The organism is Bradyrhizobium sp. USDA 3364 (assembly GCF_054056355.1).
The window spans coordinates 5,267,715-5,282,503 of sequence record NZ_JBSRYG010000002.1 but is presented as its reverse complement, the minus strand read 5'-3'; the positions used below and the strand labels follow the sequence as shown (position 1 = coordinate 5,282,503).

Sequence of the window (14,789 nt, the reverse complement as noted above, 5' to 3'; positions counted from 1 at the left end):
ACACGATGAACCGCCAATTCCTGAAGATCCTGCTGGCCACGACCGTGGTCGCGATGTCGACCTCCGCCTTCGCCGGCCAGGCGCCCGGCGCCGCCGCAGCGCCGGATGTTCCGGTCAGCCATCACGATCGGGTCTATGCGGCCGAGCAGTTCTCGAACACCGTGTCGGTCACCGATCCCGTCGACAACAGGCTGCTCGGCGTGATCCGGCTCGGCGATCCGCAGCCCGGCAATTTCAGCCCGCTCTACAAGGGACAGGTGCTTGTCCATGGCATGGGCTATTCGCCCGATCACCACACCCTCGCCGTGGTCTCGATCGGCTCCAACTCGGTAACTTTCATCGACACCACGACCAACGCGGTCAAGCACGTCACCTACGTCGGACGTTCGCCGCACGAGGCCTTCTTCACACCGGACGGCAAGGAGGTCTGGGTCACCGTGCGCGGCGAGAACTACATCTCCGTCATCGACGCGCAGAGCTTCAAGGAAACCACGCGGATCGAGGTGCCGCCCGGACCTGGCATGCAGATATTCTCGCCCGACGGCAAATACGGCTACATCTGCTCGTCGTTCAATCCGGAAACCGACGTGGTCTCGGTGGCCGATCACCAGATCGTCGCCAAGGTGAAGCAGGAAAGCCCGTTCTGCCCGAACATCGCAGCCTCGCCCGATGGCGAGCAGGTGTGGTTCACACTGAAGGATACCGGCAAGACCCAGGTGTTCAACGCCAAGCCGCCGTTCAATCCGATCAAGACCATCGACACCGGTCCGATCACCAACCATGTCAACTTCGCCAGGACGGCGAAGGGCACCTTCGCTTATGTGACGATCGGCGGCACCAACCAGGTCAAGGTGTTCCGCACCGACGACTTCTCGCAAGTCGCGAGCATTCCGGTCGGCAATCTCCCGCACGGCGTCTGGCCGTCCGGTGACGGCACCCGGATCTATGTCGGCCTGGAGAATGCCGACGCGCTCGCCGCGATCGACACCGCGACCAACAAGGTGATCGCCAACATCCCGATCGGCCAGGCGCCGCAGGCGATCGCCTATGTGCCGGAGGCTGCGCCGAATCCCGATGATCGCCACAACCTGCAGGCCCTCGGCGTTGCCGGCCAGGTCGCCCATCTCGCGCTCGCGCCAAAGAAGGAGGTCAAGGGTGACAACAAGGGCGACAAACCGCCGACCAGCGTCTCGCTGTTCGACCAGGGACTGATCCAGGTGCTGCAGGCCTCCGTCACAGGCCTCGAGCCGAAGCAGCATTACGTGCTGGCGCTGGCCGACAAGGCCGACGGGACCGGCACGGCACAACCGCTCGCCGCCTTCATGACCAACCCGGCAGGCTCCGCGATCGTCAATGCGTCTGGCCCGATCCGGCAGATCGTGCAAAGCTCGGCCAAGGCCGAACGCCGCTATCTGGTGATTGCCCCCGGTGAGCCGTCGAAGTTCGGCGCGGCCGTGCAGGTCCAGACACCATGAGCGACATGCTGCACCAGATCGAGCCGGTCATTCCAGCGCTGCGCCGCTACGCGCGCTCGCTGGTCCGCAACCGCGCGACCGCCGACGATCTGGTGCAGGACTGCCTGGAGCGCGCCGTCACTCACTGGCACCAGCGGCGCGACACCGGCAGCCCAAAGTCATGGCTGTTCGCCATCCTGCACAACCTTGCCGTCAACCAGTTCCGCAGCGCGTCCGCACGCATCCGGCACGTCGCCATCGACGAGGCGGGCGAACACGAGATCGGACAAAATGCCGAGCAGGAACAGAAACTGATGTATCAGGATGTGCTCGGGAAACTCGCCAGGCTTCCCGACGAGCAGCGATCGGTGCTGCTGCTCATCGCCGTTGAAGATTTGAGCTATGCGGAAGCCGCCAAGGTACTCGGCATCCCCATCGGCACCGTGATGTCGCGCCTGTCGCGGGCGCGCGAGAGATTGCAGCAGGAACTCGAGAATCCCGCCGACAACCAGCAGAGGAACGTCGTGCAATTGCGGAGCAAGCCATGAGCGGTCGTCCCATCTCCGAAGACGATCTGCACGCCTATGTCGACCATGCGCTCGAACCGGAACGGAAAGCCGAGGTCGCCGCCTATCTGGAGAGTCATCCGGATGTGGCAAAGCGCGTTGCTGCGTTTTCCGATCAGCGCAGCCTGCTACGCTCGGCACTTGCACCGATTGCCGAAGAGCCGCTGCCGCCGCAGCTCAATCTGTCCAGGATCATCGAGAGCAAGCGCCTCCGCTCGACTGCATCGTCGTTCCGCTGGGCGATCGCGGCGATGCTGATGCTCGCGATCGGCGGTGTCGGCGGCTGGTCGATCCGTAGCGCGACCGAGGCGCCGGCGGGCGGCCTTGCCGCGCTCGCCCAGGAAGCAAGCGATTCCTATCACGTGTACGCCTCCGATCACACCCGGCCGGTCGAGCTGCGCGACAGCACCGAGCTCGCGGCGTGGGTGTCCAGCCGATTGCGCCAACCGGTCAAGCTGCCTGATCTCAGCAAGTCGGGATACCGCTTCATGGGCGGACGCGTGGTGCCGACCGCACACGGCCCCGCGGCCATGTTCATGTATGACGATGATCACGGCGAGCGGCTCGTCGTGCTCACCAGGCCGATGACGACCGACCAGAACGCGCCGATGGCACCGCATTCGGGCCGCGACTTCACCGGCTTTTCCTGGGCCGATGGCGGATTGGGCTATAGCCTCGTGGGACCGGGCGCGGCCGAGCAGCTGCGACCGCTTGCCAACGAGATCCGCAAGCAGGCGCAGACGATCTGACGCAGAAGCGCGCTAAGGCTTGGTGTAGGCCCAGAACAGCACGGTGCCGATCACCAGCGCACCGGCGATGAACAGCAGCACCGCGGGCAATCCGAACAGCGCCGCGACGCCGGCGGTGCTCGATTGCAGCAGCGCCGCGCCGAGGAAGAAGGCAAGGTTGACCGACGACAGCGCCTTGCCGGTGTTCTGGGCATCGACCAGCTGCCGCGTCATGCCGTAGATCAACGGCTGCGCCGAGGTCGCAAGCCCGATCAGGATCAGCAGCACCAGGTCATATTGCGACGGCATCACGGCAACGCCGAGCAGGTTCGAGACCGGGAAATGCGGCGCGCCGGCCGCCATCAGCACCAGCAGCAACGCGGCGATAGCGTGGGTCGCCGCCACCATGGTGCGGCGGTGCCCGAACCTGCGATCGAAGGCGCCGATGCAGGCCGGACCGACGATCATCGCCAGCGTGAACAGGCCGAGCACATTGCCCGCCTCGATGCGGCTCAACCCCTTCACATCCATCAGCCACGGCCCGCCCCACAGGCCGCGCAAGGTCAGCGACGCGCCGAGCGACACCAGCGACAGCGCGATCAATCCGCGCAGGCCGCGCGACAGGCCAAGCCGCAGCACCTCGGCCATCTGGTGCAGCGGCGAGGAGTCATCCGCATGCGCGGCCGGCTGCCGCGGCACCAGCGCGAACACCGCGATCAGCACCGCAATACCGAAGCCGGCCGAGACCCAGAAGCCGGCGCGCCAGCCGAACTGATCGACCACGAAGGCCAGCGGGCTTGCCGACAGCAGCATGCCGATATTGCCGATCGAGAGGATCAGGCCGGACCACAGGCCGAACTTCGCCGCCGACATCTGCTTGGCGGCCAGCGTCATCGGGCACATCAGCATGCCCGAGGTGGCGACACCCAGCATCAATTGCCCGAGCACGAAGCTCGCGGGGCCTGTCGCAAGCGCCGAGACCAGCGTTCCGACCACGGTACCGGCGAGCAGGCTCAGCGACACCGGCCGCACGCCGAAACGATCCATCGCGGCGCCAACAGGTATTTGCGAGGCGGCAAAAGAGAAATGATAGATCGAGGTGAGGCTCGCCAGCGCTTGCGGCGAGGTGCCGAAGTCGCGCGCCATCAGGTCGAGGCTGATCGCCGGAATCGTCCGCAACAATGTCGACAGCATGTGGCCCGAGGCCAATGCCAGAAGTGCAAGAACCAGGGCACGGAACCCGATCCCCGCCTCTTCCTTCGTCACCACGCCGTCCATGAATCGCCTATTCCCCGAGCATTGTGGGAAGGGGCGTAACATTATTGGGCTGACGGTGCCAACTTTCGCGGCACACCTGCCTTCGCCGTCATGGTCGGGCATAGCCGTCCGAAGGACGTGTCGCTTCCGCTCGCTTGCGCCCGGCCATCCACGTCTTGCTTCACGCAGGGCCGCAGACGTGAATGCCCGGGACGAGCCCGGGCATGACGAGTTCGCTGAGATTTCGTCGCCCTTACTGTTTATGGAACACCAGCGTCCGCAGCTCGATGCTCTCGCGCGGCGCGGCGTCGGCGGGCGTGGTCGGATCGATGAACGCCGTGTGCGGCCCGAACCGCGTGCGGCCGTCGGTTGCCGAGTCGTAGCATTTCAGCAGGATCGCCTCGTCCGGCGTCATCTCGGGAATGTAGAACCAGCGATGGTTCGGGTTGTACTTCACCGAATAAGTCTCGCCGCTGCGGTTCGGATAGATCAGGTCGGAGGCAACGAGATCCTCCGGCGCGATCGTGGTACCGTCGGCCATCGCCAGCGGTGAATCGCGCAACGGCCCGCGGATCGGGCGCCAAAGGTTGATCACCTGGACGCGGCCCTTGACCAGTTCGTTGGCCTCATCGGGCAGGTGCTCGAACACCCGGTTGTGTCCGGAGATCGCGGTCTGATCGACATGGACGCGGGTCGCGGGCTGGCGCGGTCCACCACCGCGAATGTCGGCCGCACCTTCGACGCGCTTGCGCACGGTGTGATCGAAGATGAAGACGCGATCCGCCTTCAGCGTCGCCTTCAGGAAGGCCTCGACGGCCGGGTAGTAGACGTTGCGGACTTCGTTGTCGTCGTAATAGTCCTTGACGCTGGTCGGATGCTTGACCAGCGCAAAGCCCTCGCGGTCGAGCGAGAAACTGTCCGCGATCAGGCGCCCGTCGAAGATCGGAACGTTGTGGGGTTCAGGCAGCGCGGTGGATTTGGGTTCGCCGGGCGGCGGATCGAAAGCGTAGGTCCGCGGCTTGCCCGGCGTCGGCGCGAGATAGTTCAGTTCAGCGGTCACAAACGGCAGCGACTCGATGCGAGTTTGTTGAAGGCCCATGGTGATCTCCCGGACTCGATTGTTCGTCCCCTTGATCTTGGCGGCGCCGGAGGGTGTGGCAAGGCCGCGGCGAAAATAGCAACGTTGCTGTTCTCTCCGGCATCGAACGGGAAAATTCCTTCCGGTGACATCATCGCAAAGTGGATGGTTATTCCGCGGTCAATCGAACAGGCTCGCTCGCGGCTTACCCCTCTCCCCACCCTCCCCCGACGCAAGTCGGGCCTGGCCGACTTGCGCAGATTTGCAATGCGCAACCGGGGTACACCCCGGTTGCGTGGGGGAGGGAGCCCGACCAACGTGCTCACCTCACGAACGCAAGGATCCTACGCGAGCCGCACCGATGTGAGGGAGGCACGGACGGCACGGTTCCCTCCCCCCTTGCGGGGGAGGGTTAGGGAGAGGGGTGCCACACGGCACGCTCTCTCAACATGCGCGGCGCAAGCACCAGAGGTCGGGCGTTCACTCAAAGCCCCGCGCCCTTCTCCACCGCCGCGCCAAACGACCGGTCGACGATGTCGGCGGCGTTGATCTTGTGCCGGATCAGGCCCCAGCGGTCGTAGAGATCGATGGTCTTCTGCTCGTCGGCGACCACGCTGTCGTCGATTGGCGCGATGCGGATCCTGGCCCGGGTCAGCCAGTTCCGCGGCACGGCGGGCGGGATGTTCATCAGCCTGCCCCAGGTCGCAGCGTAGCCCTCGACATTGGTCTGCGACCAGGCACGCGCGGCGGCAAGCCGGCGCACGAAATCCTCGAGCTCGGCGCGCTTGGCCTTGATCGCATCCGGCGTCGCAACCTGGAAGCCGAGGCCGGGTGTGATGCCGTCGGCCGTGATGACGCGGCGCGATTTGAACAGCACCTCTTCCTGACTGACATACGGCTCCCAGGTCGACCAGGCATCGACCGCGCCCTTGCGTGTAGGCGACCTTCGCGTCCGACGGCGCGAGGAACACGATCTGCACGTCGCTGGCCTGCCAGCCCTTCGACTCCAGCGCCGCCAGGATCAGCTGGTGGCCGATCGAGCCGCGGCCGGTTGCGATCTTCTTGCCGCGCAGATCGTCAAAACTCCTGATCGCGGAATTTTCCGGCACCACGACCGCAAGCCCGTCGCGCGATTGCCGCACGGCCGCGATCGCCTTGACCGGAATCTTGGCGGCGGCCGCGAACGTGAACGGCGCGTCGCCGACCAGGCCGGTGTCGATCGCGCCCGCCCCAAGTGCCTCCAGCAGCGGCGCCGCCGCGGCGAACTCCTTCCACTCGATCTTGTAGGGAACATCCTTGAGTACGCCGGCCGCTTCCATCACCGCCTGCGAATTGCCCTTCTGGTCGCCGACGCGCAGCGTGGTCTGCGCGGCGGCGACGTCGATGGCGGCGAGCGCAAGCGCCGCCGCGACAATGAGACGGATCATTCGGCGGCGATCCCGCGCTGCTGGTCGCGCGCCTCGATCAGCTTGCGGGTCAGCGGGATCAGCGCGCGGCCGTAGTCGATCGCATCGACCAGCGGATCGAAACCGCGGATCAGGAAGTGGCTGACGCCGAGATCGTAGTAATCAGCGAACACCTCCGCGACCTGCTCCGGCGTGCCGACCAGCGCCGTGGTGTTGCTGTTGGCGCCGGTGAGTTTTGCAATTTCAGTCCACAGCCGCTTGTCGATGCGCGTGCCCTGATCGGCGAGCGCCAACAGCCGCTTGGCACCGTCGGTCGCGTGATTGGGCCGGCGGTAGCCGGTCTGGTCCTGCAAGGCAGTGGCGCGCTCGAGGATTGCTTCCGCCTTCGCCCACGCCTTCTCCTCGGTGTCGGCCAGGATCGGCCGCACCGACAGGCTGAAGCGCGGCGTCGGCCGGCCGTGCCTGGCCGCAGCCGCGCGCACCCGCGCGGTGACGTCGCGCACCTGCGCATAGGATTCACCCCCACAGCGCGAAGGTGTCGGCGTGCTTGCCCGCGACCTCGACCGCGGCGTCCGAGCCGCCGCCGACGAAGGTGTAGATGCCGCCCTTTTGCAACGGCTTCACCTGCGAGAAGCCGTTCTCGACGTTGTAATACTTGCCGCTGTAGTTGAACGGCTTCTCGCTGGTCCATTCCAGCCGCACCACGTCGAGGAATTCGCTGGTGCGGGCGTAGCGCTCGTCCTTGTCGTCGAGCGTGTTGCCGTCCTGGCGCAGCTCGATCGCGTTGCCGCCGGTGATGACGTGGAGCGAGACGCGGCCGCCATAGAACTGGTCCAGCGTTGCCAGTTGTCGCGCCAGCAGCGTCGGCGCGGTGAAGCCCGGCCGCTGCGCGATCATCACCTTCAGCGATTTCGTGATGGTCAAAACATGCTGCGCGACCTGCAGCGCATCCGGCGTGGTTGAATGGAACGCGAGCAGCGCGCGGTCGAAGCCGGCGAGCTCATGCGCCTTGGCGACGGTCTCGATATAGGGCGGATCGAGCACCGGGCCTGATCGAACGATGGTCTCGGAGGCATTGTTGTTGGTGATGAAGCCGATGAACTCGACCGGCATGGCGGGAACTCCGTTGTTGTTGGCTGTTTTTTCAGACGCCCAGCGCGAGGCGCCCGGCGGAGACACGGGTGGCATCGTCTTGCGGGGTATGGACGCGGCCGCACAGCACGTCGCGATAATGCCGCTCCAGGGGATTGGTTCGCGACAGGCCGTGATTGCTGGTCAGCGACAAGGCATCCTCCACCACTGCTGCGGCGTTATTGGTCACCGTCAGCTTGATGATGTTAGACTCGATCGCCGAGAGCTGGAAGCCGTTATCGAAGTCGGCGGCAGAGCTGTCGATCAGGCGAGCATTGACCGCAAGCCGCGCCTCGATACCGCCGACGACCTCCTGCATCCGTGGCAATGTCGCGAGCGGCGCGCCCAGATTGGCTGGCACCCGTTCCCTCAGGAATTTGACCAGCCAGTCGCGTGCGGCCCGGGCGATGCCGTCATAGATCGCGGCGACGAAGATCGCGTGCACGGTTGCCTGGGTCACGTCAGGAGCCTTCCAGTCGTCCGGCCTGCGCACGTCGATCTCGTAGTCCAGCGGAAACACGACGTCGTCGAAGACCACGGTGTGGCTGCCGCTGGCGCGCAGGCCGAGATGATCCCAGGTCTCCTCGATCCGCGTTCCCGGCAGACCGGCGGGAACCAGAAATAATCCGACACGGGTTTCCGGCTCGTCGGTCTTGGCCCAGACCGAATACCATTTCAGGATCGGCGCACCGGTCGAGTAGATCTTGCGGCCCGTCAGCCGCCAGCCAGTCTCGGTGCGGCGCGCCGTGGTCGCCGGCAGGCCGCCGCGCGCGGGCGAGCCGAGCTCGGGCTCGACACGCAACGCGTTGATCAGCGCCACGCCTTCGACCGTCTCCCTGGCGAGCTTACGCGACAGCCGCGCCGGCCAGCGGGTGCTGCGTGCCATCACCAGATGCTGGATGTAGTGCATCGACAGCACCAGCGCGGTCGACGGATCGGCCTTGCCGATGATGCCGAGCACGCGCGTGGCATCGTGGGCGCCCGCCCCGCCGCCACCGAGCGCAGCAGGTACGGCCAGCGCCAGCAATCCCTCGCGCGACAGATCGGCGAAATTCTCGAACGGAAAGCTGGCGTCGCGATCATGCGCGGGCGCACGCGCCGCAAATGTTTCGGCGAGCCGCAACGCGCGCGCGATGTGCTCGGGCACGTCTCCCGGCGGTAGCTCCCTCGCCGCTGATGTCACCATGTCGCCTCCAGTCCGAGCAGACCGAGGATCTGCTTGCGCAGCTCCGCAAGATAAGGATCGCCGCGATGCCGCGGATATGGCCGTCCGACCGCGATGTCGGCCTTGATCCGCGCCGGCCGGTCGGACAGCACGATGACGCGGTTGGCGAGCACCAGGGCTTCCTCGACATCATGTGTGACCAGCAGCGTGGTAAAGCCCTTGCGCTGCCACAGCGCCACGAGCTCGGACTGCATCGCGATCCGCGTCAACGAGTCGAGCTTGCCGAGCGGCTCGTCGAGCACGAGGATCTTCGGATCGTTGACCAGCGCGCGCGCCAGCGCCACACGCTGCGCCATGCCGCCGGAAAGCTGGTGCGGATAGGCGCTGCGGAACGAGGACAGGCCGACCAGCTCGATCACGGCATCGACCCGATGCCGCTGCGTCTTCAGAATGCCCTGCGCCTCCAGCCCGAGCGCGACATTGTCCCACACCGTGCGCCAGGGAAACAGCGTCGGATCCTGGAACACGACGACGCGCGACGGATGCGGGCCACTGATGCGGACTTCATCCTCGCGCAGCGACCCGGAGCGCGGCTTCTCCAGCCCCGCGACCAACCGCAGCAGGGTCGACTTGCCGCAGCCGGACGGGCCGAGCAGCGCGACGAACTCGCCCGGCGCAATCGAGAGATTCACATTGTCGAGCACCGGCAGGACGGCGCCGTCGATATCGAAGGCGTGGCTGACGCCTTCGATGTCGAGCTCGGCGCCCACGGCGGGATAGGTGATCGCCTCGGCGGCGGACTGCACTACCATTTCACGACGCCCTTCTGCCAGACCAGCAGGCGATCGCGGGTGCGGAACAGCAGCGTGATCGCGCCGGAGCAGAGCAGCGACATCACGATCAGCGCCGCATACATATTGGCATAGGCCGCCCAGCCCTGCGCCCATTGCAGGTACCAGCCGAGCCCGGCCTTGACGCCGATCATCTCGGCGACCACCAGCACGGCGAAGGACGAGCCGAGCCCCATGAACAGGCCGACGAACACATGCGGCAGCGCTGCGGGGATCGCGACCTTCAGCACCAGGAAGGACGGCTTGGCGCCGAGCGTGCGCGCGACGTCGTAATAGGCACTGCTCACGCTCGCCACGCCCGACCATGTCAGGACCGTCACGGGGAAGCCGGTGGCCAGCGCGATCAGGAAGGTCGAGGCGCTCCAGCTCGACGGAAAGGTGAAGAAGGCGATCGGCAGCCAGGCGGTGGCCGGCAGCGGACCGATGAAGCGCAGCACCGGGTGCACCCAATAGCCGATCCTCTGCGACCAGCCGATCGAGACACCGGTGATGAAACCGATCGTCGCGCCGATGATATAGCCGCCGATCTGCAGCTTGATCGAGGCGAACACGCTGTCGAGCAGCTTCGGCAGATCGTCGGTATAGACTTCCAGGATCGCCTGCGGCGGCGGGAAGAACGGCAGCGGCAGCCAGGCAAGTTTCGCGGTGGCGACTTCCCACAGCGTCACGAACGCGCCGAATGCCACCAGCCACGGCGCGCGCTTGCGCAATGCCCGGCCGGCGCCGCCGAGATAGTCCGCGCCGAGCGTGCCGAACAGGATGAAGGCGGCGATGACGATGGCGCCGATGCCGAGTGACCCGGTCCGCGACCAGTCGCCGACATCGGGCCAATAGAGGCATGACAGCCCAAAGGCAGCCCAGGCGAGGCTTGCCGCTAGCCCGACGCCGTAGCTGCCGGAGAGGTCCGCGAACGTGACCGCGGCGCGCGGCGCGGCCGCGGTTGTCGCGTCAGACACTGAATACGTCGACATAGATCCGCTCCGCGAATTTGGCAGTATCCGTGCTCTGCTTGAACACCTGCACCGATTTCAGGTCGTCGGCGTAGCTCTTCAGCTCGCGCTTCAGCACCTCGCCGGTCGGATGATGGTGATGGGTGTGGTAGCGCGCCATCGCCTCGAGATCGGCGAGGCTCGCCGCCTTCGGTGCATAGGGCTGGAACGATTTCGCCGCCTTGTCCGGGTTCTGCGAGGTGAACATCGCGGCATCGAGCAGCGCCTGCGTGATGGCGCGCGCGACGTGGGGCTCTTCGCGGACCAGACTGCCGCGGAGACCGACGATGCAGCAGCTCTTGTCGCGGTATTCGCCGTCGAGGTTGGAGGCGACCTCCTTGTATTGCGCATCCTTCAGCCAGAGATAGGCCAGCGGGTCCGACGACAGGAAGGCCTGCACCTCGCCCTTCGCGACCGCGACATTGAGCAGATTGCCGGGATAGGCGCGCCAGTCGACATCCCTGACCGGGTCGATGCCGAGCTTGGAGAGCTGGATCGAGAAGAAGTTCTTGTCCGGACCCGCGAGGTCGCCGACCGCGACGATCTTGCCTTTGAGGTCGGCAAGCTTGTCGACGCCGGAATTGGTGCGGGTCAGCACCCGCATGCAGCCGCCATGGGTGCCGGCGGCGATCTTGACGTCGAAGCCCTGCTCCAAGGGCTTCAGCCAGCGCAGCGCCATGCCGAGCCCGGCGTCGCTCTTGCCGGTTGCGATCGCCTCCAGCAGTTGGTCGGTCGAGCCTGAATAGTTGACGAGCTCGACGTCGAGGTTCTGCTTCTGGAAGAAGCCATGGTCGATCGCGACCGGCAGCGGCGCGAGGCAGACCGCGCCGGCGTTCCAGGACAGTTTCAGCTTGCGTGGGCTACCTGCCAGCGACGGCGCGTCGGAGGCGGTCTTGCAGATCGGGAATTCGGAGAAGTCGATCGCCGGCGGGATCGCGCGCGGCGCGAAGGCCTGTGCGCCATAGGCGCCGAGCGGTGCGGCAAACGCCGCGGCGGCGCCCGCACGCAGCAATGTGCGGCGATCGATCACCGTCTTCTTGTGGTCGACAGACATTATCACTCCTGCATTTCGGCAAGGCTCCGCCCCGCACGCAAAACGTCTCCGTCCGCGTGCCCCGTCGTTCGAAGCTCATGGTTCTAGAAAAAAGCGGATCTCTCCGGCGCTATTGCACTCAAGCAACGCGCAAATGATGCGGCGCGGCAGGTTCACCGTCAATGAAATGGAATTTCGAATGTTATCGGCGCGGCAGCTGATCTCTCCACGATCGCATCGCGCGACGATGAAAGGATTTTTGCCGATGCCGCGACGCAGGCGCGCAACGTCGCGGCATCGATTGCACCAAATTTGAGCCAATACAGATCGCTTGCGCGATGTCTTCTACGCGATGCAGCTCGGCGAGATCATCCTTGCTGCGCGCAGGCGGATTTCAGTTTTCCGTTTCGTTGACGGCGAACGGCTTGCTCATAGACTTGAGCGAACGCTGCCGCGCCTTCCGCCGGGCAGCGAATGAATCAGAAAGAAAATCCAGATGCGCAAACTCGCCCGCTCGGGCCCTCCCTACACTCTCACCCGCCGCACCGCGGCCGCGCTGATCACGGCGGTGATCACGCTGTCGACATCGGCGGCGGCGTTCGCGGCTGATGCCATCGTGCTGCGGGTCGGCGACCAGAAGGGCGGCAACCGCTCGCTGCTCGAGATTTCCGGCTTCGCCAAGGACCTGCCCTACAAGATCGAATGGTCGGAATTCCCGGCCGCGGCGCCGATCCTCGAGGCGCTCAATGCCGGCGCGCTCGATGTCGGCTACACCGGTGACCTCGCCTTCCTGTCGGTCTATGCCGCGGGCGCACCGATCAAGGCGATCGGCGGCACGCGCGCCGATCCGAAGACGCAGGCGATCCTGGTGCGCGCGGATTCGCCGATCAAGACCGCGGCCGACCTGAAGGGCAAGCGGCTGGCCGGCACCCGCGGCGGCTGGGGCCAGTTCCTGATCGACGCGACACTGGAGAAGACCGGCAACAGGATCGAGGACGCGACCTTCGCGCCGCTCGGCCCGGTCGACGCCAAGATCGCGCTCGTCGCCGGCTCGATCGACGGCTGGGCGGTGTGGGAGCCCTACGTCTCCTTTGCGACGCTGAAGGACAAGGCGCGCATCGTCGCCGACGGCGAAGGGCTGACGCCGACCGTCACCTTCATCGTCGCTTCCGACAACGCGATCGCGACCAAGCGCGCCGCGGTGCAGGACCTGGTGCAGCGGCTGAACAAGGCGCGGCTGTGGTCGCTCGACCATCTCGCCGAATACGCCAGGAGCACGGCCGAGCTGACCAAGCTGCCGGAGGACGTGCTGCTCGCCGCCTACACCGCGCAGAAGACGAGCCCGATCGCGATCGACGATGCCGTGGTGAAGGAGGTGCAGGCAGCCTCCGACCGCGCCACCCGCTACGGCATCCTCGGCAAGACGCTGGATGTCAGCAAGGCGGTCGACCGCAGCTTTACCGCCGGCGCGAGCTTGAACTAGCGGCGGTTCTTCACCTCCCCTTGCAAAGGGGAGGTCGGTTTGCGCAGCAAACCGGGTGGGGATCGGCTCTCTCCGCGAACGCGAGCGCCCGTGGAGAGCAACCCCCACCCCGCCCTCCCCCTTTCCGGGCGAGGAAGACAGGCAGTGTGCTCACCTGATGCACAAAACGGAGACCTCGGATGTCCGGCCCGCTCCATCTCGCACTGATCGTCACAGCGCATCTGGCCTGCATGATGCTGCTGGTGATGCTTTCAGCCTAGACCCGACCGACCACGCATCATGGCCAGCGGAGGACGATCGGTATTCGTGATCGAAACGCGCCACGATGCGGCGTTCGCGTTGGAGGCGGCGAGCCTTGCGCACGCAACGGAGTTGCTGCAGACCTCGTGGCTCGCCGCGGCCCTCGACGATTTTCATCGCCGGCAACCTCACCTGTCGCAACGCTGCGCACCCTGGCGGATCCGCGAGGCAACCGCGGCGGAGGCCGCGCTGTTTCGCGATCTCGCAGACGAGTTCGCCGACGGTTCCAATCGATTTCTGGTTGCCGAGTTGCCCGACGAATTCTAGCAACGTTGCCGCTCGGGAGCGCACCAAGCAACGACGAACGAAGCCTCTCACTCCGTCTTCCATTCGGCATCGAACACATTGATCGCCTTCGGGATCAGCTTGAGGCGGGTGAAGACGTCCGCGATCTTCTGCTGCTCTGCCAGCACCGCGGAGTCGACGCGCCGGGCGCCGAGTTCGGCGCGGTTGACCGAGCGTTCGATGATATCGGCAGGAAGGCTGATCTTCGGGCTGAGCTCGGCCGCGTACCGCTTGCGATTGTCCCTGATCCAGACATCGATCTCGTCGATCGCGGTCAGCACGGTGGTCAACACCTTGGGGTTTTCCTCCGCGATCGGCCGGGACGCAATGTAGAAGGAGACATTGGCTGCGAGGCCGGTCGCGTCTGCGATGCTGCGCGCGCCGAGGCCGATCTCTGCCGCGGCATAGTAGGGATCCCAGATCACCCAGGCGTCGACCGCACCGCGTTCGAACGCCGCACCCGCGTCCGCGGGCGCAAGATAGACCGGCTCGATGTCCTGGTAGGTCAGGCCATTGGCCTCCAGCGCGCGCACCAGGAAGTAATTGACGTTCGACCCCTTGTTCAGCGCGACACGCTTCTTGCGAAGATCAGAGATCGTCTTGATCGGGCTGTCCTTTGCAACAATGATCGCCTCGTTTCGCGGCGACGCAGGCTCGTAGCCGGCATAGACGATGTTGGCGCCGGCGGCCTGCGCGAAGATCGGCGGCGCCTCGCCCACGGGCCCGAAATCAGCCGCGCCGATATTCAGGGATTCGAGCAGCTGCGGTCCGGCCTGGAATTCGTTCCAGCTCACGGTCCAGCCGAGCGGCGCCAGCTTCTGCTCGAGGATGCCACGCTCCTTGAGGAAGATCAGATTGCCGCCGCCCTTCTGGAACGCGATGCGAAACACCTTGTCTCTCGCCTGCGCCGACGGAAGCGCTGTCCAACCAAAGAGAAAGCCGGCCATCGCCAGCGCAACACTTCGACCCAACCAGTTTCGCATGCTCGCTTTCCCCCTCGAAAGTCAGTATTGGAGTGGGAAGCGTGTTTGATTTTGCCGGTCGCGACAATTTCAAAGATGGA

Annotated in this window: 12 protein-coding genes and 2 pseudogenes; 5 read left to right on the top strand and 9 right to left on the bottom strand. The window is 65.6% G+C overall.

Going from position 1 to position 14,789, the window contains the following annotated elements:
* The first annotated feature begins 5 nt into the window (after positions 1-5).
* The 3 genes from ACVILL_RS24985 to ACVILL_RS24975 are packed head-to-tail and all read left to right on the top strand — an operon-like array spanning position 6 to position 2,769.
* Positions 6-1,475: a YncE family protein gene (locus ACVILL_RS24985; protein WP_456731457.1), complete on the top strand. Its 1,470-nt coding sequence runs from the start codon at positions 6-8 to the stop codon at positions 1,473-1,475.
* Complete coding sequence (locus ACVILL_RS24980; RefSeq protein WP_456731456.1) at positions 1,472-2,002, top strand: RNA polymerase sigma factor; 531 nt, start codon at positions 1,472-1,474, stop codon at positions 2,000-2,002. The genes ACVILL_RS24985 and ACVILL_RS24980 overlap by 4 nt, the downstream gene beginning before the upstream one ends.
* Positions 1,999-2,769: an anti-sigma factor family protein gene (locus tag ACVILL_RS24975; RefSeq protein WP_456731455.1), complete on the top strand. Its 771-nt coding sequence runs from the start codon at positions 1,999-2,001 to the stop codon at positions 2,767-2,769. Before ACVILL_RS24980 ends, ACVILL_RS24975 begins: the two co-directional genes overlap by 4 nt.
* A 12-nt stretch (positions 2,770-2,781) precedes the next feature.
* Here ACVILL_RS24975 and ACVILL_RS24970 read toward each other — a convergent pair whose 3' ends face one another.
* The 8 genes and pseudogenes from ACVILL_RS24970 to ACVILL_RS24935 form a co-directional block, all read right to left on the bottom strand.
* Positions 2,782-4,026 (bottom strand): MFS transporter, encoded by a 1,245-nt coding sequence (locus ACVILL_RS24970; protein WP_456731454.1) that lies wholly within the window; start codon positions 4,024-4,026, stop codon positions 2,782-2,784.
* A 232-nt stretch (positions 4,027-4,258) separates the two neighbouring features.
* On the bottom strand, positions 4,259-5,104 hold the full coding sequence (locus tag ACVILL_RS24965; protein ID WP_456731453.1) for a CmcJ/NvfI family oxidoreductase: 846 nt from the start codon (positions 5,102-5,104) through the stop codon (positions 4,259-4,261).
* 463 nt (positions 5,105-5,567) lie between these two features.
* Positions 5,568-6,510, bottom strand: a pseudogene (locus ACVILL_RS24960) (ABC transporter substrate-binding protein).
* A pseudogene (locus ACVILL_RS24955) lies at positions 6,507-7,602 on the bottom strand (LLM class flavin-dependent oxidoreductase). The pseudogenes ACVILL_RS24960 and ACVILL_RS24955 overlap by 4 nt, the downstream one beginning before the upstream one ends.
* Positions 7,603-7,633: 31 nt before the next feature.
* Positions 7,634-8,806, bottom strand: coding sequence for an acyl-CoA dehydrogenase family protein (locus ACVILL_RS24950; protein WP_456731452.1), 1,173 nt, complete (start codon positions 8,804-8,806; stop codon positions 7,634-7,636).
* Positions 8,800-9,597, bottom strand: a complete 798-nt coding sequence (locus tag ACVILL_RS24945) for an ABC transporter ATP-binding protein (protein WP_456731451.1) — start codon at positions 9,595-9,597, stop codon at positions 8,800-8,802. Before ACVILL_RS24945 ends, ACVILL_RS24950 begins: the two co-directional genes overlap by 7 nt.
* Positions 9,591-10,607, bottom strand: coding sequence for an ABC transporter permease (locus ACVILL_RS24940; RefSeq protein ID WP_456731450.1), 1,017 nt, complete (start codon positions 10,605-10,607; stop codon positions 9,591-9,593). Before ACVILL_RS24940 ends, ACVILL_RS24945 begins: the two co-directional genes overlap by 7 nt.
* Positions 10,585-11,679, bottom strand: a complete 1,095-nt coding sequence (locus ACVILL_RS24935) for an ABC transporter substrate-binding protein (protein WP_456731449.1) — start codon at positions 11,677-11,679, stop codon at positions 10,585-10,587. The genes ACVILL_RS24940 and ACVILL_RS24935 overlap by 23 nt, the downstream gene beginning before the upstream one ends.
* 475 nt (positions 11,680-12,154) lie before the next feature.
* On the opposite strand from ACVILL_RS24935, the gene ACVILL_RS24930 reads away from it, so the two are divergent.
* Positions 12,155-13,141, top strand: a complete 987-nt coding sequence (locus ACVILL_RS24930) for an ABC transporter substrate-binding protein (RefSeq protein WP_456731448.1) — start codon at positions 12,155-12,157, stop codon at positions 13,139-13,141.
* A 306-nt stretch (positions 13,142-13,447) separates the two neighbouring features.
* A complete protein-coding gene (locus ACVILL_RS24925; protein WP_456731447.1) occupies positions 13,448-13,708 on the top strand; it encodes a hypothetical protein in 261 nt (86 codons plus the stop codon).
* Positions 13,709-13,755: 47 nt separating this feature from the next.
* Here ACVILL_RS24925 and ACVILL_RS24920 read toward each other — a convergent pair whose 3' ends face one another.
* Positions 13,756-14,709, bottom strand: coding sequence for a sulfonate ABC transporter substrate-binding protein (locus ACVILL_RS24920; RefSeq protein WP_456731446.1), 954 nt, complete (start codon positions 14,707-14,709; stop codon positions 13,756-13,758).
* Positions 14,710-14,789: the final 80 nt, after the last annotated feature.

Excerpts from the sequence above, each read along its gene's own strand:
- ACVILL_RS24980 (WP_456731456.1), top strand. The coding sequence starts at position 1,472 with ATGAGCGACATGCTGCACCAGATCGAGCCGGTCATTCCAGCGCTGCGC.
- ACVILL_RS24970 (WP_456731454.1), bottom strand. The coding sequence starts at position 4,026 with ATGGACGGCGTGGTGACGAAGGAAGAGGCGGGGATCGGGTTCCGTGCC.
- ACVILL_RS24940 (WP_456731450.1), bottom strand. The coding sequence starts at position 10,607 with ATGTCGACGTATTCAGTGTCTGACGCGACAACCGCGGCCGCGCCGCGC.
- ACVILL_RS24965 (WP_456731453.1), bottom strand. The coding sequence starts at position 5,104 with ATGGGCCTTCAACAAACTCGCATCGAGTCGCTGCCGTTTGTGACCGCT.
- ACVILL_RS24985 (WP_456731457.1), top strand. The coding sequence starts at position 6 with ATGAACCGCCAATTCCTGAAGATCCTGCTGGCCACGACCGTGGTCGCG.
- ACVILL_RS24975 (WP_456731455.1), top strand. The coding sequence starts at position 1,999 with ATGAGCGGTCGTCCCATCTCCGAAGACGATCTGCACGCCTATGTCGAC.
- ACVILL_RS24930 (WP_456731448.1), top strand. The coding sequence starts at position 12,155 with ATGCGCAAACTCGCCCGCTCGGGCCCTCCCTACACTCTCACCCGCCGC.
- ACVILL_RS24935 (WP_456731449.1), bottom strand. The coding sequence starts at position 11,679 with ATGTCTGTCGACCACAAGAAGACGGTGATCGATCGCCGCACATTGCTG.
- ACVILL_RS24945 (WP_456731451.1), bottom strand. The coding sequence starts at position 9,597 with ATGGTAGTGCAGTCCGCCGCCGAGGCGATCACCTATCCCGCCGTGGGC.
- ACVILL_RS24950 (WP_456731452.1), bottom strand. The coding sequence starts at position 8,806 with ATGGTGACATCAGCGGCGAGGGAGCTACCGCCGGGAGACGTGCCCGAG.
- ACVILL_RS24920 (WP_456731446.1), bottom strand. The coding sequence starts at position 14,709 with ATGCGAAACTGGTTGGGTCGAAGTGTTGCGCTGGCGATGGCCGGCTTT.